General features: G+C 41.6%; 17 protein-coding genes and 1 pseudogene. 6 read left to right on the top strand and 12 right to left on the bottom strand.

Annotation, left to right across the window (positions count from 1 at the left end):
* Positions 1 to 42: 42 nt before the first annotated feature.
* From H6G86_RS11910 to H6G86_RS11895, 4 genes are all read right to left on the bottom strand, one after another.
* Positions 43 to 2,904, bottom strand: a complete 2,862-nt coding sequence (locus tag H6G86_RS11910) for a DUF3769 domain-containing protein (RefSeq protein WP_190934477.1) — start codon at positions 2,902 to 2,904, stop codon at positions 43 to 45.
* A gap of 195 nt (positions 2,905 to 3,099) precedes the next feature.
* Complete coding sequence (locus H6G86_RS11905) at positions 3,100 to 3,216, bottom strand: photosystem II reaction center protein I (protein WP_041566417.1); 117 nt, start codon at positions 3,214 to 3,216, stop codon at positions 3,100 to 3,102.
* A gap of 499 nt (positions 3,217 to 3,715) precedes the next feature.
* Positions 3,716 to 4,417, bottom strand: a complete 702-nt coding sequence (locus H6G86_RS11900) for an acyltransferase (protein WP_190934476.1) — start codon at positions 4,415 to 4,417, stop codon at positions 3,716 to 3,718.
* A gap of 650 nt (positions 4,418 to 5,067) precedes the next feature.
* Positions 5,068 to 5,232: a hypothetical protein gene (locus H6G86_RS11895; RefSeq protein ID WP_159402498.1), complete on the bottom strand. Its 165-nt coding sequence runs from the start codon at positions 5,230 to 5,232 to the stop codon at positions 5,068 to 5,070.
* 542 nt (positions 5,233 to 5,774) lie between these two features.
* On the opposite strand from H6G86_RS11895, the gene H6G86_RS11890 reads away from it, so the two are divergent.
* Together H6G86_RS11890 and glgP are read left to right on the top strand one after the other, a co-directional pair.
* Positions 5,775 to 6,098: a hypothetical protein gene (locus tag H6G86_RS11890; RefSeq protein WP_190934475.1), complete on the top strand. Its 324-nt coding sequence runs from the start codon at positions 5,775 to 5,777 to the stop codon at positions 6,096 to 6,098.
* Between the two features lie 569 nt (positions 6,099 to 6,667).
* Positions 6,668 to 9,232, top strand: a complete 2,565-nt coding sequence (gene glgP, locus H6G86_RS11885; RefSeq protein ID WP_190934474.1) for an alpha-glucan family phosphorylase — start codon at positions 6,668 to 6,670, stop codon at positions 9,230 to 9,232.
* 68 nt (positions 9,233 to 9,300) lie between these two features.
* Here glgP and H6G86_RS11880 read toward each other — a convergent pair whose 3' ends face one another.
* Entirely contained in the window at positions 9,301 to 9,768 is a 468-nt protein-coding gene (locus H6G86_RS11880; protein ID WP_190934473.1) for a DUF29 domain-containing protein, read from the bottom strand.
* A 37-nt stretch (positions 9,769 to 9,805) separates the two neighbouring features.
* Positions 9,806 to 10,537: a DUF429 domain-containing protein gene (locus tag H6G86_RS11875; protein WP_190934543.1), complete on the bottom strand. Its 732-nt coding sequence runs from the start codon at positions 10,535 to 10,537 to the stop codon at positions 9,806 to 9,808.
* A 151-nt stretch (positions 10,538 to 10,688) separates the two neighbouring features.
* On the opposite strand from H6G86_RS11875, the gene H6G86_RS11870 reads away from it, so the two are divergent.
* On the top strand, positions 10,689 to 11,954 hold the full coding sequence (locus H6G86_RS11870) for a glycosyltransferase family 4 protein (protein ID WP_190934472.1): 1,266 nt from the start codon (positions 10,689 to 10,691) through the stop codon (positions 11,952 to 11,954).
* A 250-nt stretch (positions 11,955 to 12,204) separates the two neighbouring features.
* Entirely contained in the window at positions 12,205 to 12,969 is a 765-nt protein-coding gene (locus H6G86_RS11865) for an ABC transporter ATP-binding protein (RefSeq protein ID WP_199338242.1), read from the top strand.
* A 92-nt stretch (positions 12,970 to 13,061) separates the two neighbouring features.
* On the opposite strand, the gene H6G86_RS11860 is transcribed toward H6G86_RS11865, so the two are convergent.
* Positions 13,062 to 13,592: an orange carotenoid protein N-terminal domain-containing protein gene (locus tag H6G86_RS11860; RefSeq protein WP_163927660.1), complete on the bottom strand. Its 531-nt coding sequence runs from the start codon at positions 13,590 to 13,592 to the stop codon at positions 13,062 to 13,064.
* A 218-nt stretch (positions 13,593 to 13,810) separates the two neighbouring features.
* On the opposite strand from H6G86_RS11860, the gene H6G86_RS11855 reads away from it, so the two are divergent.
* The gene (locus H6G86_RS11855) at positions 13,811 to 14,185 is read left to right on the top strand and encodes a hypothetical protein (protein WP_190934471.1); all 375 of its coding nucleotides are present in this window, start codon (positions 13,811 to 13,813) and stop codon (positions 14,183 to 14,185) included.
* Between the two features lie 116 nt (positions 14,186 to 14,301).
* Here the strand turns inward: H6G86_RS11855 and H6G86_RS38635 are convergent, their stop codons facing one another.
* On the bottom strand, positions 14,302 to 14,937 hold the full coding sequence (locus H6G86_RS38635) for an HAD-IA family hydrolase (protein ID WP_242064783.1): 636 nt from the start codon (positions 14,935 to 14,937) through the stop codon (positions 14,302 to 14,304).
* Positions 14,912 to 15,885, bottom strand: a pseudogene (queG, locus tag H6G86_RS38630) (tRNA epoxyqueuosine(34) reductase QueG). The gene H6G86_RS38635 and the pseudogene queG overlap by 26 nt, the downstream one beginning before the upstream one ends.
* 308 nt (positions 15,886 to 16,193) lie before the next feature.
* On the opposite strand from queG, the gene H6G86_RS11845 reads away from it, so the two are divergent.
* Positions 16,194 to 16,625 (top strand): ketosteroid isomerase family protein, encoded by a 432-nt coding sequence (locus tag H6G86_RS11845; protein WP_190934469.1) that lies wholly within the window; start codon positions 16,194 to 16,196, stop codon positions 16,623 to 16,625.
* A gap of 84 nt (positions 16,626 to 16,709) precedes the next feature.
* On the opposite strand, the gene H6G86_RS11840 is transcribed toward H6G86_RS11845, so the two are convergent.
* The 3 genes from H6G86_RS11840 to H6G86_RS11830 all read right to left on the bottom strand — a co-directional run bounded on the left by H6G86_RS11840 (position 16,710) and on the right by H6G86_RS11830 (position 19,696).
* A complete protein-coding gene (locus tag H6G86_RS11840) occupies positions 16,710 to 17,135 on the bottom strand; it encodes an ATP-binding protein (RefSeq protein ID WP_012411419.1) in 426 nt (141 codons plus the stop codon).
* 3 nt (positions 17,136 to 17,138) lie between these two features.
* Positions 17,139 to 18,812: a SpoIIE family protein phosphatase gene (locus tag H6G86_RS11835; RefSeq protein WP_190934468.1), complete on the bottom strand. Its 1,674-nt coding sequence runs from the start codon at positions 18,810 to 18,812 to the stop codon at positions 17,139 to 17,141.
* A gap of 164 nt (positions 18,813 to 18,976) precedes the next feature.
* Positions 18,977 to 19,696 carry a response regulator transcription factor gene (locus H6G86_RS11830; RefSeq protein WP_012411421.1) on the bottom strand — a complete coding sequence of 240 codons (720 nt, stop codon included), beginning with the start codon at positions 19,694 to 19,696 and terminating at the stop codon, positions 18,977 to 18,979.
* Between the last annotated feature and the right edge of the window lie 49 nt (positions 19,697 to 19,745).

Here is a 19,745-nt window from a genome sequence, read left to right as displayed (position 1 = left end):
TGATGATGGTTATTCAGGAGTCAGAATTCTGACTCCTGCTTATTAATTATTCTGTTGCACACCGTTTACTACTGGCTTAACTTCAGAAAATGGATCAGTGCCGCCACCCCAGTTAAAATCACTAATTCGGATGCTAAAGCCGCCTAATTCCAACACTGGATTGTAACGCAAGGTGATGCCATAGGTGCGACGGCTATATTCTAAAATGTAGTCGGTACTAGTTTCTCTACCAGTATCCAAGTTAACAGATGTTTGAAAGCCTAAGCGAAAAGGGCCGTAGATTTGCTGTGATATCCCAGCAGTCAAAACTTTGTTATCAACGGAGCGATCAAACAAAAAGGGTGATAATCCGTTATTTAAGCCTTGAGAGAAACTAATATTAAAAGCGGTATAGTCGAAAAAAGGGCGAGAAAAATGACCAACTTGTCCTTGTAAACCAATTCTCGCAGTTAGGGTGCTTTGGTTATCACCATTGCTGTAATAACTCGTAGTGCCCGTAAGTCCAGCGATCGCTTGCAAGTAAGGAACTACAGGGTTAGCCGTGTATCGTAATCCCTCTGTGGCAGTGGGCGGTAATGGTTTTCCCTGCCACAGTAACACCCCAGTACTGAGGTCAGCACTAGCTTGGAAACGACCTAGTGAAATGCGATCGTTTTCGCGTATGGGTTCTAGTAAGTCTTGGCGATCGGTATTGGCATCGATATACTGAGCGCTTCCCTGATAGGTGAGGTTGATGCCACTTTTTCCTAAAGGAATCACAGGAGAGGTAATAATACCCCCAACACTGCTCTGGACAGTTTGAAAGCCGAGAGTACCGTTGTAGAGGCGATCGCGGTAATTATATTGCACATTCAAGAGATGGGGAAGGGAAGTGCCTATTATCTGACGCAATCCCAAATTCACCCGCAAATTGTCTTCCACCTTGTCTAAGTCAAAACTGGTTAACTCCCCAGTTCCTTCAATTACTGCTCGTGGACTCAAAACAGAATTTATCTTTGTCTTGACAGCAAACAATGAGCCTAAGTTACCTATACCTTCTTGCACACCTCTCTGTACTAGTAACTGAGGCGTGATTGTCCAGCTTGTCTTCTCTGTATCGATCACTGGAAAGCCACGCTCAATATACAAACCACCCCGCTTATCTCCATCATAGCCGGGAGAAACGATTGCAGGTGTAACATCCCGCTCCCGGCGGTCAATCGTCTGCTGATTCACCGGAATTGGTAAGGAGATTCTTTGATCCAATACCAAACGCTGTCGCTGTGTTCTAATGCGGTCTACCAAGGGTGTTTCTCGTGTCAGAGTTACTGTATCTGCGCGTAACTCTAGTTCTGGAGGCGAAAAAGGATCGTTGGTGATACGGACATCCCTTGCTTGCCAGCCTTGCGGATAGAAGTCAATGTGTTCAGCTTCAAATCTGAGCCGATTGACTACACCTCCTGTTTTCGGGGGTGAGAGGTTGCTAGCATCAGCCTGACCCCCGACTGTAAAATCAATTCCTCCAGGGCTGCTTACACCAGAAAGGGGCTGATTGGCTCTAATGCGATCGCTAGGCGGACGTTTTGTTACTCCACCAGCAGTTGCATCTATGGGTGAGAAAGCAAAATCTGTTTGTGCTGAGGGCACATAAATTTCTCCTCTACCATTTAAGAGTTCTCCATTATCTTGAACAAAGTTATAGGTAAAGCGTTGTCCACGCAGTATTTGATCGCCCCTGGTTAAAGTTACGTTGCCTTCCCCGGCAGCAATTAAGTTGTCTAAATTAACTTGCAAGCGATCGGCATCCACCACCGCGCCATCAAATCGCACAACGACATTTCCAACAGCTGTAATAATTCGCCGTTGCTCGTCATACTCTTGCCGATCTGAAGTGACTTCTACAATTCTCGGTTTGGCTGGCGGTTTGCTAGTTGGTGCTTGTGGCTGATTGGTGGTATTTACTGGTGGTGTAGATGTTGGCGCTTGAGTTTGTGGTTGGACTTGGGAACTGAATTCTACAGTGATGGGCGTTGAAAGTTGCTTTGTCGGATTACGAGACTGGAATTTTATAAAATTTTGTACTGATTGAGAACTTGGTGCAAGATCGGCAGCAGATAGAGAGATACTGTCTCTTTGGGAAGACTGTGACGCAGTAATGTCACTTAGCTGTTTTTGCTGGGCTAACTTCTTAGCTAAAATTTCCGCCTTGGATTCGACTAACTTATTGCTGGTTGTAACCTTTGGGACAACTGGAATAGAAGGCGGAGATTGGGCGACGAGGGGACTTGGAGAAACCCTATAGTTAAATCGTAGAGAGTCCAAAAAGGTTTGTTTTTCTCTAGCAATAGAATTGGGATTTAGCGTAGACCGAAAGCGGCTTGTCGTTAAACCTCGCTCACCGAGTTTTTGAGAAGGTTCAAGTTTTGCATTTAGGGAAGGCTCCACTCCAACTTTTTTTGGCAATGCAGTGGCTTCTGTTTGCGTCTCCCGTTTGCGTAATGCCGCTCTTAGGAGAAGCTCTGAGCGGCGGCCTTCGACGCTCGGATGGCCATTAGAGGTTTTAATATCCTGCGTTGGATAACCAACCAGCAGCGATCGCCCCAACGCAGCACTTCCTGAGTCGGTAATGGGGGAAATTTCTGGTGGGAAAGTTTCTGGTGGATGAGGTACAGAGGAAGTTTTGGCAACTACAGAGTCATTCTGAGTTGAATTGATGGGAGTTGGCAATGGCGAATTACTTTTGGTGTCACCCGCAATCGACAACTCAGGCAAATCCTTAGACTGCTTGGATTTGTCTGTCTTTTCCTGCATTCCAGTTTCTACAACTGAAAGAAACTTTGTATGACTAGCAGATGAGGTGGGATTTACAGGTTGTAAAGATTCGAGGATAGGAGGCGGATTGGGTGGCAGAACTGGATGAAGCATATTTGAGCAAAATCGGGCTAACAAACAGCCAAATGACGGACGGAAGGATAAACATACATTCTGCCTTCCGACTGTCGCCTTCTGCTACCTACAGCAAGCTAACTGGAGGAAGAAACTTACTAAATTTTGCTTAGTAAGTTTCTGTGGCGTTTAGTATTTTCCGCCTTCCAAAGTCGCGGATGATTTATCGCCCTTTTACTCTAAGTCCCGACGGCCGGGGTTACGAGCAGGATCGTTCGACAAAAATCCGAAGATGAAGATAGTTACGAAGAAGGCAACAACAATATAAACAGCGATTTTTAAAGTCAGCATAGAAATATCTCCAACGGGTAAAACAAAGAAAGCTTTTCTTTGAGGATCTGCCATGCAGAAAAGATAGCTACTTTATATTACCCAAATCTCGTCCCTTTTTTAGAGGACTGTGGGGACATGGGACTGGGCACTTAGAGACTAGGGACTAGCAGTACCTACTCTACAGTTATTGAGAATGGTGCAAAATGTCAGTTGTCTGACTTTTAGATGCCCTTAAAAATAACTCAGAAACTGCTTACTCCAGTACGTGACGTTAACTGACAGCAAAAGTTTCTTCCCAAAGGCAACATATTAAAGGTTATGGGACAATACAGTACGGATAAGCATTTTTCACTTTCCTTGTGGTCTGAGGAATAGGGTTGCAGGTATTGGGTAAGGGATGTATTCAAAACCTTTCCCCTTTACCCTTTCCCCTTTAACCAAACCGTATTGGGTTATAGGAAATAGTTACCATGCCCAATGCCCCATGCCCCATGCCCAATGCCCCATGCCCCATACCCTATTTCTCAGTTTGAACTTTTGCTAGGTCTTTATCAATTCGGTTTTTGACTACTCGTGCAGGTATACCTACAGCAACGGAGAAAGGAGGAATATCTTTATTGACAACTGCTCCCGCACCAATAACACTACCTTTGCCAATGGTAACGCCATCTAATACCGTTACTCCATGACCTAGCCAACAGTCATCTTCAATCACAATTCCCTTGCGAGTAACACCTTGGTATTTAATTAGCTCCATCGGATCGGCAAAATTATGATTATTGGCATATATTCCGGAGTGGGCAGCAATCATGCAGTGTTTGCCAATTTTAATGTCTCCTGGCCCCTCAATACACACGTTGGGAGCAATGAAGGTGTCTTCATCAATATGTATACACGTATCTTCCAAACATCCTATATCAACGTTACGCTCAATAGCGACTCTATTGCCTAGATGAATTTTATTATTTTTGTGTCCTCTAGCATCCATGCGTACACCCTTGAAAATATAGACTCCACTGCCTATTTCAATACAAGAAGCACCGTTAAATTCAACACCATTTTGAATATAAACTGGGCTGCCTATTTGGGCAAAAATACTCCGATATCCTAAACTACGCAACTTTGGCCCCAAAAGAAGTGTAGGAAGATCCCCTAACACAGTAGTTACTACAAGTTCTTGCACACGCTGCAATTTGGAAAAATATTGCTCGTTAGGCATGGCTACATATCTCTTCAATTAATTGTTGTTGACAGTATTGAAAGTTTTTTGCCTGTATCCTAATCTTCTGCCAATACTAAGAGATATCGTATTTCTTAATACATTAAACTTAGTTGGCAGTATTACCGAAATTTACCCATATTTTTAAATGATTTTCCAAAATTTGGAAAACCTCCAGTCTGGCTTTAACTAGGTGAGCAATTCTTGAAATTATGTGTGTTAGAATTACCCACTTAATATGCACAACTACCTTGGATGTCACAGAAGCTTTTGTACCAGTCAAGGCATGTAAAAACTTTGCTTCTTTTTCGCCAGAGCAATTAACAAAAAATCTTAGTGCATTGCAGGGTCAAACCCCAGACTATGAATTTATCTGATGGGTAAAATGGTTGGTTTAGATAGGATACTGTTTTGGTTATCTGGCAAATTTGCAAAGCTTGTTACGCAACTAGGGATTGAGTTGTTTGCCTTGAGGCTACTTCTTATCAGGCGGTTTTAGTCTTTTAAAACAACTCAGTTCCACAAGCTATGTTGCAACAAAAAATACATTTAACTAGACTATATTCAAAAATTTAGATAAAATTTCTGCCTAGCATAACAATGTAATTATTGTTGGGTCTAGTTGGGTATTATTGCCCCAAAAAGCCCAATTAGGGTGGATTATCCCCTACATCAGCCATCACATTGAAGTTGACCATCGGTGCAAACAAGTAAGCGCTTCCCCGACTGCTATGACGGCTTTCTTGCAACGAATTTCTAGAGTATGCTGCTCCAATCATGTTGCACACAGATGATTTACAGACTAGCAAATTCATGTTTGTAATTACATGAATCGTTTTTAATAACAGTTGCTTTTAACAATAACACATTTTATTTTTAGTGGAACACTCTTAATAAATAAGTTGATTGGTGATGAGAATATTGTAAATTAGCTAACTTTTTTTATGGAGCTATCGCTACTCTTAAATAATTTTATACACTTAGATAAAATTTCTTGATGACGGTAATTTTAAAAATAATCACGGATGTTAATTGTCTTTTAGTCTATATTTCTACCTTTGTTTGTCCAAGTAATTTTATAATTGGGCGTTAAATTCAGAATGATATCTACTATACTGATGACACCCTCTTCGTTCAAAAGCTCAAAATTTTCTTCTTCCCTATTACTTGTATCTAAAAATTTGTAAATCACCCATTCGGGTGAGCCAAGCGGGTGATGCGTGCTTGGTGTTACTCATTATAAATTTTATTGTAAAGAAAGCTAAAACTTAGCTGAGTTTTCAGGAGAAGTCCACAAAACAACATCAAATTGACCACATTGAGGTATCGGTTTTAACTCACACACTTGGTTCAAATTATGGCTTTAATTAAAGAAATTGTCCAAGAAGCTCTAAATAGCGGCTATCTGAGTGTTATAGCCGAAGAACAACTGCGATCGCAACTTCAAAGTAATTATGACTCAGAAGACCTAGATGCCTGGATCATTTTACAGCGAGCTATTGTAGCGGGTGATGTCAAACAAGAGTCGCGCCGAAAAAAAGCTTCTCTTTCTCCTAAAGCCAAGGACGCTTCATCAAGTATCAAACTTGCTTATCAAATGGCAGCGGAGATTGCTTATGCAGCTGCTGTAGCTTTGTCAATGACAAAAAATACCAAAGACCAACCTTCACTAGGTTCATAAGATTACAGGCTAAGAAGTTATTTTCCTGATTTAGTATCCAAAATTTATACCAAGTAGTTTGCGACGCTTTTCTAGTTAACTCCTTGGTATTATTTTTACGCCTTCCTCTTTTAAGTGATGTCTACATGGGTTATTTTGTATCACATCTTCTCAAACTAATCCTTAATCTAAGAATCATAGCTGATTATTTCCCAGCACAATTTTATTAAAAAATAATTAAAAATTTAACCTTTGTGGAAACAGCTACGGGGAAATTTCACCTTTAGCCAAGACAGTAGAACTGATCCCCGGAAGCAATACTAAAAAAAATATAAATTATTTATTCAAAACTAGATTTTTTTAAGTGATACATACCACTCAATGATTAAATCTTAATATACCAAGTATATGGCTGAGAGTAATGCATAGAATTAGAAACACCTTGGTGTAAACTTTAGCAACGATGTTAAAAAGAATTCTCAATGCTTAACAAAGTCATCGCTTCTTCACAAACTACAGTATAAAGAATTGGCAACATTGGTAAAGACAGTAAACAATAACCATAACTAAACTTGGAGTTTTGCCAACCTATGCAGCCAATTCGCACATTTAACGTATCCCCTTCACTACCGCCGCGACTCGAACCACTGCGGCGGCTAGCATATAACTTGCACTGGGATTGGAACGTTGAGAGCAAAGATTTATTTCGTCGCTTAGACTCTGACTTGTGGGAGTCTAGCCATCACAATCCAGTGTTGATGCTCGGTACTATCTCTCAATCGCGGCTTTTGGAAGTTGTCGAAGATGAAGGCTTTCTCGCGCAAATGGATCGAGCTGACCGTCAGTTAGACGATTATTTGCAAGAACGCACTTGGTATCAAAAACAACGGGAGCAAAAACCAAAAGAATGCTACGCCTATTTTTCGGCGGAATTTGGACTTGTTGATTGTTTACCCGTCTATTCTGGCGGCTTAGGCGTTCTGGCGGGGGATCACCTCAAATCTGCTAGTGACTTGGGGCTACCACTTGTCGGTGTAGGTTTGCTGTATCAGCAAGGCTACTTTGCCCAGTATCTCAATGCTGATGGTTGGCAGCAAGAACGCTATCTGCTCAACGATTTCTATAATATGCCCTTGCATCTAGAGCGCAATGCCGATGGTTCAGAACTACGGATTGCGGTAGATTATCCAGGACGCAAGGTATACGCCAGAGTTTGGCGCGTACAAGTGGGAACCGTTCCCTTGTATCTGCTAGACACCAATATTGAACCCAACAACACTTACGACCACGACATTACAGATCAACTGTATGGTGGCGACATCGATATGCGTATCCACCAGGAAATCATGCTGGGGATCGGTGGTGTGCAAATGCTCAAAGCTTTGGGGCTGAAAGTCACCGCTTACCACATGAATGAAGGCCACGCCGCCTTCTCTGCCCTAGAACGCATCCGCTTGCTGATTCAGGAAGAGGGACTGGATTATGCCCAAGCTAAACAGGTGGTGGCTTCCAGTAATATCTTTACTACCCACACGCCAGTACCAGCAGGGATTGACTTATTCGCTCCCGACAAAATGCTGCACTACTTGGGGTACTATGCAGAGATATTTGGGTTGCCCAAAGAGCAATTTTTAGGACTGGGACGCGAGAATACAGGCGATTTATCTGGGCCTTTCAGTATGGCGGTGCTGGCGTTGAAAATGGCAACATTTTCTAACGGTGTCGCCCAACTGCATGGGGTAGTGTCGCGGCAAATGTTCCAGGGCTTGTGGCAAAAAGTACCAGTAGAAGAAGTGCCGATCGCAGCAATTACTAATGGTGTCCATGCTCGCAGTTGTGTGGCGAAATCGACTCAAGAATTGTACGATCGCTACCTCGGCCCAAATTGGTCATCAGCACCACCAGATAGCCCATTATGGGAGCGGATGGATGCCATACCCGATGAGGAATTGTGGCGCAATCACGAACGCTGCCGCTTAGATATGATTTTGTATGTGCGGGAGCATTTGGTCAAGCATTTAACAGATCGCGGCGCTTCGGCTTCAGAAATTATCCAAGCTCAAGAAGTTTTAGATCCTTACGCTTTCACCATTGGCTTTGCCCGTCGCTTTGCCACCTACAAACGCGCCACCCTCTGGATGCGTGATTTGGATCGCATTAAGCGGCTTCTGCTGGCTAACAAAGACCGGAAAGTGCAATTTGTGATTGCTGGTAAGGCACATCCTAAAGATATCCCCGGTAAAGAACTGATCCGCGAAATCAATCACTTTATCCGCGAACAACATTTAGAAAAACAGGTGGTGTTTGTTCCCAATTACGACATTCACATTTCTCGGTTGATGGTTGCGGGTTGTGATATCTGGTTAAATACACCGCGTCGTCCACGGGAAGCCTCTGGTACCAGTGGCATGAAAGCCGCAATGAATGGCTTGCCGAATTTAAGTGTACTAGATGGCTGGTGGGATGAAGCTGATTACGTCCGCACGGGTTGGGCGATTGGACATGGAGAGAATTACGACGATCCCAACTATCAAGATGAAGTAGAAGCAAATGCTCTCTACGAGTTGTTAGAGAAGGAAGTTGTACCGCTATTTTATGAGCACCGGGATACTGATGGCTTACCCCGTCCGTGGGTTGCCAAAATGAAGGATGCAATTCGATTGAATTGTCCTTTCTTTAATACAGCGCGGATGGTAGGAGAATATGCACAAAGAGCTTATTTCCCAGCTAGCGATCGCTATCATACCCTGACTGTTGATAACTATGCCCCAGCGAAAGAACTAGCTGCTTGGAAAGAAAAATTGGGCGAACACTGGTTCAACATCAGAATCAAAGATGTTGATGTATCGGCAGCTTCAGACATTGAAGTTAACCAAACTGTTGCTGTCAAAGCCAAGGTTGACTTAGCAACCTTGACCAATGATGATGTGCAGGTGGAGTTATATCAAGGTGCGATCGATGCCAATGGTGAGATTGTCAACGCTGTAACAGTGGTGATGGATTACCAAGGTGAGGATTCACAGCAATTGAGCATTTACACGGGTAATATTACTTATACCGCTTCTGGTTTACAGGGCTTGTCTTTGCGTGTATTGCCGAAAAATCCAAATCTGGCTAATGCTTATGAACCAAGGTTGATTGCTTGGGCAGAGTAAGAGTGCTGAGTAGTTATTAAATACTCAAGAATAGGCGTTGCTAACTTAAATTAGCAACGTCTTTTATATTACAAGTTTTCAGGTAAGTAATTAATATCTAGTAGCTGTTCTAAGGTATAGGTAGAATATTCAGGTAAGTTATCGAGTTTGCCTTCAGTTTTATCAATTACATATCCTAAAGCATCATTATAAATTGATGCTAATTCTTTTTCTAAAAATTGATATAAATTCGTTGTTAACTGACGTTTTAATTGATTCCTAAAACCTCTAATTTCTGCTTTCCAATGTCCAGAATTATATTGAGATTCCTCTGTCCAGTATTGCAATAGCAAAAGATGTCTAATAATTTGTTCTAATAAACTAGCAACCTTGGCTTTGTCTCTACGACCCAAATTTTCTAGCTCCTCAATTAAATTTTCTAAATCTAATTCTTCTAAATGGTTAGCTTTCAAGAGTTTGATTGTTTCCTCTAACCAGAGATGCTCGTCAATTTCATAAAGTTGTTTCAAACTCAAATTAGAACTAACTCCTTGCATAAAAACTCCTTGAGTTAAATCTTACGACATTACAATTTTAGGCTAATATTCTTTGGGGGATGATAATGTAGCCAGTGGTGCGATCGCCTAATACTAAGTTACGTTGTTCTCCCCAATACCACCAATAAGCGGCAACATAAGCGCAAATTAAGCTATCTAGTTTATCTTCGGTTGCTTTGAGGGCTGCGCCTGTGGTGGGGATTTCTAGGAGGAACGAACCGCAGAGGCGCAGAGGTGGAGAAAGGGAGGGGAGGATATCGAGAAGATAATTTTGGAGTTTGATTAGTTCTAGGCGGCGCTCAGTGAGTCTTCCTTTTTTGTATTTGAGGATGCGTTCTAAGTTGAATAGGTTAACGATTGCTGGGTGGGGAAAGACTTCTATTTGATATCTGCTAAGTTTTTGCGGTTCTATGGTGGGTGCGTGGGCAAAACCACGTGATTCTAATTCTAAACCAAAGTTGATGGTGCGATCGGCGAAGGGTAGGTTTTGATTAGCTGGGTAGCAGCCTGCATGATATTTGCCAAAGTACTTGTGGCTGAGTTTGTCAGGGAGGCGACTCCCGCTAGCGTTGGGTATGAGAGTAGGTGCATCTACGGCGATGATTGCTGGTTCGTCTGGTTTGACGCTTTGCTCGATCCAGGTAAGGATGTCTGCAATAGCTTCTTTGCGGTCTAGATCGAGTAGTTGCAGTTGTCCATCTATCCATTCTAAACAGCATAGTCCACTTGGTTGCGATCGCCAGCCTAAATCAATGCCAATAAATTTCATTGTCATAACATGAATTTGCGATTATTTTCGCATTTTCAGGCTACCATTTACCTAAATTTACTTGCTAAAAATTGTGAGAAATAATCTTATAATCTGAAATAGCTTGTCTTAATTTATTTTATCTGGCAATAAATTAATCAAGATTATTCCAATGAAAATATTATTTTTACATCCCAATTTCCCCTCACAATTTCGCAACCTAGCGACAGTTTTAGGTAAAGATCCTAATTGCAAAGTCGTCTTTGGAACAAATCGTCGTGAAGGCGAAATACCTGGTGTTTATAAAGCTATTTACACTCCTTCTCGTGAAGCTGCTCCCCAAACCCACCATTACGTTCGCAACCTAGAAAATGCTGTTCTCACCGCGCAGGCTGTCTATCGCGTGTCCGAAAAATTAAAAGCCGAGGGTTTCTTTCCAGATATAGTTTATGGTCATTCTGGTTGGGGCCCGACTTTATTCATGAAAGATGTTTTTCCCAAAGCAGAATTATTGTGTTATTTCGAGTGGTTTTATCACGCTCACGGTTCGGATGCAGATTTTGATCCCAATGAACCATTGAATGCTGATGATGAATGCCGTATCCGCGTGAAAAATGCACCGATTTTGACTGATTTATATAGCTGCGATCGCGGGCTTTCTCCCACTAATTGGCAGCGTTACCAGTTCCCCAAAGAATATCATAGCAAAATCACTGTACTTCATGATGGTATTGATACCAATTATTTTGTTCCCAAGCCAGACGTAAAGTTAATTTTACCAAGAATAAATCTTGACCTTTCTTATGTCGAAGAGTTGGTAACTTATGTGGGACGGGGAATGGAACCTTATAGAGGATTTCCACAGTTTATGGAAACGGTGGCACTAATTCAACAGCGAAGACCTAAGTGTCATGTAGTAGTTGTGGGAGAAGATAGGGTGGCTTATGGGAAGAATCTTCCCGATGGTCAGACTTATAAACAATTAATGCTAGAAAAATTAAAATCATCTTTAGATTTATCGAGGCTGCACTTTACAGATAGACTACCTTACAATGAGTATCTTCAAGTTTTGCAAGCTTCTTCTGCTCATATTTATTTAACCCGTCCTTTTGTTTTATCCTGGTCAATGTTAGAAGTAATGGCAGCAGGATGTTTACTCATAGCTTCTAAGACTCCGCCAGTCTTGGAGGTCATCCAGGATGGGGCGAATGGACTGTTGGTAGATTTCTTTTCTCCCCAAGATATTGCTAATCGGGTTGAAGAGGCGCTGAATCATCCTCAAGAGATGAAAAAAATTCGTGCGAATGCGCGAGAGACAATTTTGAAGCGTTATGATTTAGCCAAACTGTTACCACAGCATTTGCAATGGATGTTTGCTGGTAAAAATTCTGATAGTTTAAAAAAGCGCTCAGTTTCTAAGGGATTTGGAAGAAATTAGATGTTATTGGTCATTGGTCATTTGGCATTTGTCTCTTGCATAAATATTTTTTTGTCTCACGCGAAGGCTCGACGAAGATCGTGAAAATAACGATTTTTACAAGATAGTTTAATTTTATTGTGCCAACTTAACTGATCAAAGGAATTAGCGATCGCTAATTCCTTCCCGACAATTTACCTTGTGAGGATGGTTACTATAGTTACAACTGGGAAAAAAGTAACTTACCAGCCCAAGATTACCTATAATCTTTATGACAAACACTATTTCAATTAACGATTCCCTGGTTCCTAATTCTCTACCGAAACCAGCAATCATTCGACTAGAAAACATTTTCAAGATTTATGGTAGTGGCGAAACAGAGGTACGAGCGCTGAATGATGTCAACCTAATTGTGGAACAGGGCGAATATTGTGCAATCATGGGCCCTTCAGGTTCTGGTAAATCCACAGCCATGAATATTATCGGTTGTTTAGACCGTCCGACAACGGGACATTATTACTTAGATAATCTTGATGTAGCTCAAATGGACGATCGCTCATTGGCGCACATCCGTAATAAAAAACTGGGGTTTGTGTTTCAACAATTCCACCTATTGCCCCAACTAACAGCATTAGAAAATGTGATACTGCCAATGCTGTATGCTGGTGTGAATCCAAAAGAAAGAAGCGATCGCGCCACAATTGCATTGACGCGAGTCGGTTTAGCAAATCGCCTCAACAACAAACCAACTCAACTATCTGGGGGGCAACAACAAAGAGTAGCGATCGCACGAGCCATTGTCAATCGTCCTGTAGTACTCCTAGCCGATGAACCCACAGGCGCACTTGATTCGCGCACAACCCAAGAAGTCTTAGATATCTTTAGCGAACTCAATGCCAGTGGAATCACCGTTGTCATGGTGACACATGAGCCAGAAGTTGCCCGTCAAACCCAGCGCATCGTTTGGTTCCGCGATGGTCAAGTGGTACACTCTAACCTCACCCCAAGCGACTTGAATAACCTTACTGTGTCATAGCTTAATAAAGTCAGAATTCGCCCTTGGCGTTTGGTAGGTGGACGAAAGTTTGTATCTAGTCGCCAAGGCTGATAAATGCGGTTTTGATATGATTACAAACTCGATGTTTTACCAGTTTCTGCTTGTGTTGCGATCGGCTTGACATCGGTGTAACCCATTTCACCAGCTATTGTCCGAAACACCGAAATTTGCTCCTCAAAATCTAGTCCTTCAATTTGGGAAACCAGATCATTAATTGCCTTACTTGGTTGGTAGCTAGCTGGTAAACCAACCACCTGATTTCCCATAGCTACTGCCCAAGCATACCAAACTAACAACTGATTATTTTCTTTTATCGACCCATAAGCACGAGAGTATTCTGTATCTTTGCGGTTAACAATATCCCGCATAATATCTAGTTGCTGCTCATCTGATAATTCAAAATAGTCTCCTAACAGAAGTGGTGCTAATTCTGGTTCAGCCGCAGCAGGTACAGCTGGCGTAATTGAATCACCCATTTTTTTATAAACAAAATAGAACCAGGCTAATTTGGCATCGGTATCTAAAGCATTAAACGCATCCACTAATTTTTGAGTTTCATTGCTCTGGGCTTGAGAAATAGTTTTGTCGTAACTTGCAGTCATAATTTTGTCCCAAAGTAAATTTAATAGACCAAACTAAGTGTTACCAGAGTTTTCTTATCAGATTCTAGTACCGATAGAAGGAGTTAACTTTATTGCAAATTGCAGCTTTTATCTATCTTTTAATAGAGGTAAAAGTCTCTCCCAAGGAAGCAACGAAGTGGCATATTGACTTGTTACAATCGCCCTAGTAATAAAAATTTACCTTAAGGTTTTTAATTATGCCTGATGAAGTAAAGCCCAATGTTAATGAAGCTCCCACCCATGATGCTCAATTAGCTGCCGAAAGCATAGCTAGTGGTGAAGAACAAGCGCCAAAGGTCGATTTTGATGCTGATTATGCAGCTGCACAGCAATTTAGCGTTAGTGAAGTTGATCGCACTGGTGAAGGTTCAGCAGCAGCCGAAACAGCTACAGCACCTAAATATCAAACCTCTAAGCCAGAAGAGACAAAAATTCAAGCGCAGTCAACTGGTAATCCTGACGATTATGCAGAATTAGCCAAAGAAGTTGGGAATTCTAGAACTGAAGGTGTAACTAATGTCAGTGATGAACTAGTACAAAAAGCTTTGGAAAAGGGTCAACCGAAAAAGTAAATTTTCCTAATCCAACATTTAGACATCTGGTGAAAAAAATGTAGAGACGTAGCATAGCTATGTCTCTACAATGGTTATGGATAACGCATATTTAATTTATGGAGATGTGTATATAATTAATAACCATTCATCACTTCTAGCAGTTCGCTAGGTTGGTGAATCAAATAATCTGGATTTTGTTTAGCTAGTACTTCCGATGAGTTAAAGCCCCAAGCTACTGCAATTACTTGGATATTTGCTTTCTTTGATGCTTCTATATCTCTGGTTTCATCACCGACATAAATAACTTCTTGGGGTTTGAGTTGCTTTTGCCTCAATACATTATTGATTATGGTTGTTTTGCCAAAAATTGTAATTCCTGAGTAGATGAAATCAAACAGGTGATTTAAATCATTGATTGTGAGAAATTGGGTAACGTTATCTTTAGAATTAGAAGTGATAATACCCAGTTTATATCCTTGATTTTGTAGTTCTATTAATGCTTCTTTAATTCCCGGAATTGGTTTTAATTCAGGAATTTTGTCTTTTAATTCTCCTTTAACTTTTTTAACTAAAAAAGGTATTTTAAATAGAGAAACTCCTGAGAACTTAATAATTTCCCTAGATGTTAAGTTTTTAAGGAGGGCTAATTGCTCTGGGCTGATGTGTCTATAACCAAAGTCTACAGCTAGACGATTGGCAATACTTACAAGGGCATCTACTGTATCAGCAATTGTGCCATCAAAATCAAAAATAATTACTTTCGGGGTCATTATTTGCCTGGATGCGTCAAGATTAGCTAGGGCGTTGCGTCGTAACATTTCTGGCTTAATCCGCCGCAAGGCAGATGCTGGAAATCGTTTATCCCACTCCTGGTCTGAGATTTGGGCTAATTCTAGCAGTTTGGGAGCAATATTCCCAGGATAAGGCTGAAACTCTGGAATATCAGTTGTACTGGCAAAACGTTGATTCCAAGGACAAACATCTTGGCAAATATCACAACCAGCAACCCAGCCTTGCAAATGGGGTGTGAGTGTCTGTGGCAGTTCTTCGTCCCGATTTTCAATTGTATGATAGGCGATGCAGCGATTAGCATCCACAACAAAAGGCTGAGTAATTGCACCTGTAGGACAAGCCTGAAGGCAACGAGTACAGCTACCGCAGTGTTCTGTATGCGGGCGATCGCTCTCTAGCTCCAAATTGGTCAACACTTCTCCCAAAAATACCCAAGAGCCATATTCTCGTGTAATCACATTACCATTCTTGGCAATCCAACCAATTCCGGCAAGTTGAGCCAATACTTTATCTTGTACTGGGCCAGTGTCTGCATAATAACGAACTCTTACACTTTCATCTAGTGATTCCAGCCATGTAGATAGCTGCTTGAGTTTCTTATGCATCACCTTGTGATAATCTCTTCCCCAACCATAACGGGAAATTTTGGCATATTCCTCGCCTTCGGGACGTTGATGTGATGTGTAGTAATTTAGCGCCACACACACTAGCGATCGCGCTTCTGGCATCACTAAGCGGATATCTTGACGTTTTGGGTTAGCCATCCATTCCATATCCGCGTGATAACCCAGTTCAATCCATGCTTGTAACCTCTGCGCTTCTGTGGCATCTATGCTATCTACAGCAGCAATCCCAACTTTGTGAAAGCCCAACTCGCTGGCTTTTTCTTTCACCACACTACTGCTTGTTACAGAATACTGACTCATTTTTTTATTTGGATTTTGCCTAAATAAAGGCAAATAAATTATACATTACCTAGTCAATACCTTTGATGAATATTTGTTGCTTTCCCTACGGATCAATTTTATCGAGAAAGGAAGAAGGCAAGAGGGTAGTATTCCTCCTGCCTTCTGCAATTTTTGCAACACCAATGTAGAGACATTCCATTGCAACATCTCAACTTCCATCGTGAGGAAGATTTAGCAATATGTAGCAATCTATCTCAAAAGCAGCTTTCTTTTGAGCGATTTTTGTATTGAAATGAATATTCAGTTAGCATAATACAGAGAATTTTATGACTTCTGCTGAATTTATATCCCCAGCACAGTTGAAAGAAGAATTCCAGATTGAGGGAATTACAGAAACAAGTGTACTGCGTTATTTTCAAACCTTAAATGCGGGAGAATTTGAGGCAACTGCTGCCTTATTTGCGGTAGATGGTGTGATGCGTCCACCCTTTGAATCTGATATTGTGGGGACAGATGCGATCGCAGCCTACTTAAAACAAGAAGGACAAAACGTTAAAGCTTACCCCAACACGGCAATCGCCGAGACTTTAGAAACCGGTGAGATTGAAATTCAGGTAGCAGGCAAAGCCCAAACTTCCTGGTGTAGTGTGAATGTCTTGTGGCTATTTATCCTCAACCAACAACGGCAAATTTTCTATACTAGAATCAAACTTTTAGCTTCTCCCCAAGAGTTACTTTCTTTACGCCGTGACAAGTAGTAAATAAGTATAATTGTTGAGGAAATGTTTGATATTACCCAAAACCAAATTTAGGCATCAAAAATTCCTATAAATAACTTTTGTCTATTTGACTAATTCGGGTAAAGTAGCTTGTAATTTGAGACAGTTTGCACCATCAATCTGCAACTCATAGTCTACTTTATCCATCAGACGATTCATAATCAGCCAACCATAACCACCTTCTTGTTTTTCCAGAGGGTTGGGTGCGTAGTAGTTAGACATATCAAAGCCTTCGCCGTAGTCCCAAACTTCTAAGGCCAAATCCCGGTCTTTCACTTCCAAACGCAGTAAAATTGGTAAATTTGGTTTATCCTTGTGGGCATGACGGACTGCATTTGAGTAAGCTTCCACCAAAGCCAGTCTCAAACGACTTGATTGCCGTGACCAATCCACAGATTCTCCTAGCTGAATTTTCAAACATCCCAGTAACCAGTTTTCGACAATATTCAGAAAATTCAAGTCACTTGGTACATGCAGCTCACTTTTCATCACTTATAAAATCTCCAGTGAAAGTATAGTTTGATCGTCTTCTTGAATGTGGTTATCTGCCTGGATGCGAGCTAGTAAATGGTTGAGAGAAAGTGGTTGTTCTTCTTGTTGTAACAGTTGCCAAAGACCATCTTGGTTCAGCATAGAACGATTAACTGCCTCAGCACTAGACCCATTTTTTACTGTTAAATCAGAATCATTTGAGATCGTTGCTTCTGTAATACCATCACTAGCGAGTAACAATGTGTCTCCAGTAGCGAGAACCAAACGACCAGACTGTGCCTGCCACTTGGGTAAGATTCCCAAAGGAACGCTGCGGACTTTCAGGTAATTAGGATTGTCGCCTAAAGCGTCTTGGCGTGACCATAACAGTGGATAAATATGACCGGCATTCGTGTAGACGAGTTCTTTAGTACTAGGGGTATAACAGGCTAACACAAGAGTAATGAAATAATTGTTGCTAATTAAATCTTCACTCAGAGCATGATTGAGGTTTTGCATAACCACATTCGGCTCGGCTGGTGTTTCTTGAGATAATTCCCGGCGTAAAACTGAAATAATACTAGCCATAAATAAAGCAGCTGGGACACCCTTACCAGAGACATCACCTACTGCTAACCACAAGTCCCCTTTGGGATGAACAAACACTTCAAAAAAATCGCCTCCTACTTCCCGCGCCGGGTAGCAGCAGGCTTGCACTTTTACACCTTTGATATCAGGTAAACTTTGGCGTAGTAAGTTGTATTGAATTTGCCGAGCCACCTCCAACTCATTATGAATCTGCTGTTGCTTTTCTTGGAGACGCTGGTAAAGTTTTGCTTGCGAGAGAGCTAAGGCTGCTTGTTCGGCAACACCTGCAATTAGTTGGATGTCTTCGTCTTGCCAGGGGCGATCGCGTCCCCATTGGTGGAGGGCCAGCACAGCCAACAAATGCTGCTGGTAGCTAAGTGGCACAACCAAATGGTGACAGGGGTTGCCCTCGTATATTTCTTGAGTAAGTTGATAATGACGAGTTTCCAGCACTTTTTCAATTAAAATACTGGGATCGAAGAAGCAATCTAATACATTGGATTTAGGATCGTAGTATGAAAACTCATCTTGGATCAGGCGATCGCCCTCTACTGGTCTGAGCAAGCAACTGCTAGCATCAAATGTTTGTCCAATGGTTGCGACAATTTTTTGCAGCATACTATCGTAGTCTAAAGACTCCCGAATTGCGGTTGTTACGGCATTAAACAAAGATTCTCGCCGTAGGGCCCGACGCAACTCTTGGGTGCGCTTCTTGACTACACGATATGTATCAGTCGCTTGCTCAACTAATGCCCTGAGTTTATCTGGATTCCAAGGTTTGGTAATATACTTGAATACCTGACCAGAGTTAATGGCATCTACTAAATCTTCGACATCAGTAAAACCAGTTAACAAAATCCGGATCGTGTCAGGAAAGCGCTCTACTGTCCGACTAAAAAATTCCGTTCCATTCATTTCTGGCATTCTTTGGTCAGAAATAATCACCGCCATTTCGCCAAATTGATCTAAGATTTCCAGAGCGCCAAAGGCATGATTGGCTTTATATACTTGAAAATCTCGTCTAAAAGTGCGGTAGAGTAAATCTAGGTTATCTGGCTCATCATCTACCACCATGAGCTTAAGTTTTTCGACCCCTGTCTCAGCCATATTTGACTTTACTTTTGAGATGTTTGAATGGCGATATAGTGTGATGTTTATCCCACATAATAAATCACAGAAAATCAGAGAAGCCATTCACTTTGAAAATATCACTTTCTCAAAGTTATGAGTTTCCCTTGATCGTTCTCAATTGCTCCACATTAAAATTACCTTTACCCAACTAAACCAGAACGCAGGGCGCGGACTGCTGCTTGGGTACGGTCATCGGCACATAGCTTATTCAAAATATTGCGAACGTGAGTTTTAACAGTCCCAACAGTGATGTAAAGTCTTTCCGCAATTAGTGCATTACTACAACCTTCGACAATCAACTGTAGCACTTCTAATTCCCTTTCTGTCAGGGTGTAAGGTTGAATTCCTTCCAAATTCTCGACATAATCAGGGTTAGAGGCAATAGTCTTGGCATCTACAAAAGCCGATTCCAACTTTTGAGGATTTTGTTGTGCTTGTTGTAATACAATTCGAGCGATCGCTGGATCGATCCAGGCGTTGCCATTGTAAGTTACTCTCACTGCTTCCAGCAAATTATCAAATTTGATATCTTTCATACAGTAAGAATCTGCACCAGCAGCAAAAGCTGCCAACACAGCTTCTTTGTTATCCCGCAGCGTCAAAATTAACACTTTTGTGGCTAGCTGCTGCCCATTTGCAGTAGATTTTACCTCCCGTGTTAGTTCAATACCATCTTTATCTGGTAAACCAATATCTACGATCGCAATATCAGGTTGTACCATTTTTAACATCTTTAGCCCCTCGGCAGCATTGGCAGCTTCACCTACAACTTCAATCTCATCCTTTTGGATGAGCGCTGTCCGAATACCCACGCGAGTGAGGTCATGATCTTCAATTAAAGCAATACGAATTTTACTCATAGCCAACTTCAGCCCGTTACACTACCTTAACCATAAAGTCGAGTTTCGT

Source organism: Nostoc sp. FACHB-133 (assembly GCF_014698055.1).
In the GTDB taxonomy this organism is placed as follows: Bacteria; Cyanobacteriota; Cyanobacteriia; order Cyanobacteriales; family Nostocaceae; genus Nostoc.
The sequence above is the reverse complement of the archived record's forward strand: the minus strand, read 5'-3'. Positions and strand labels throughout refer to the sequence as shown.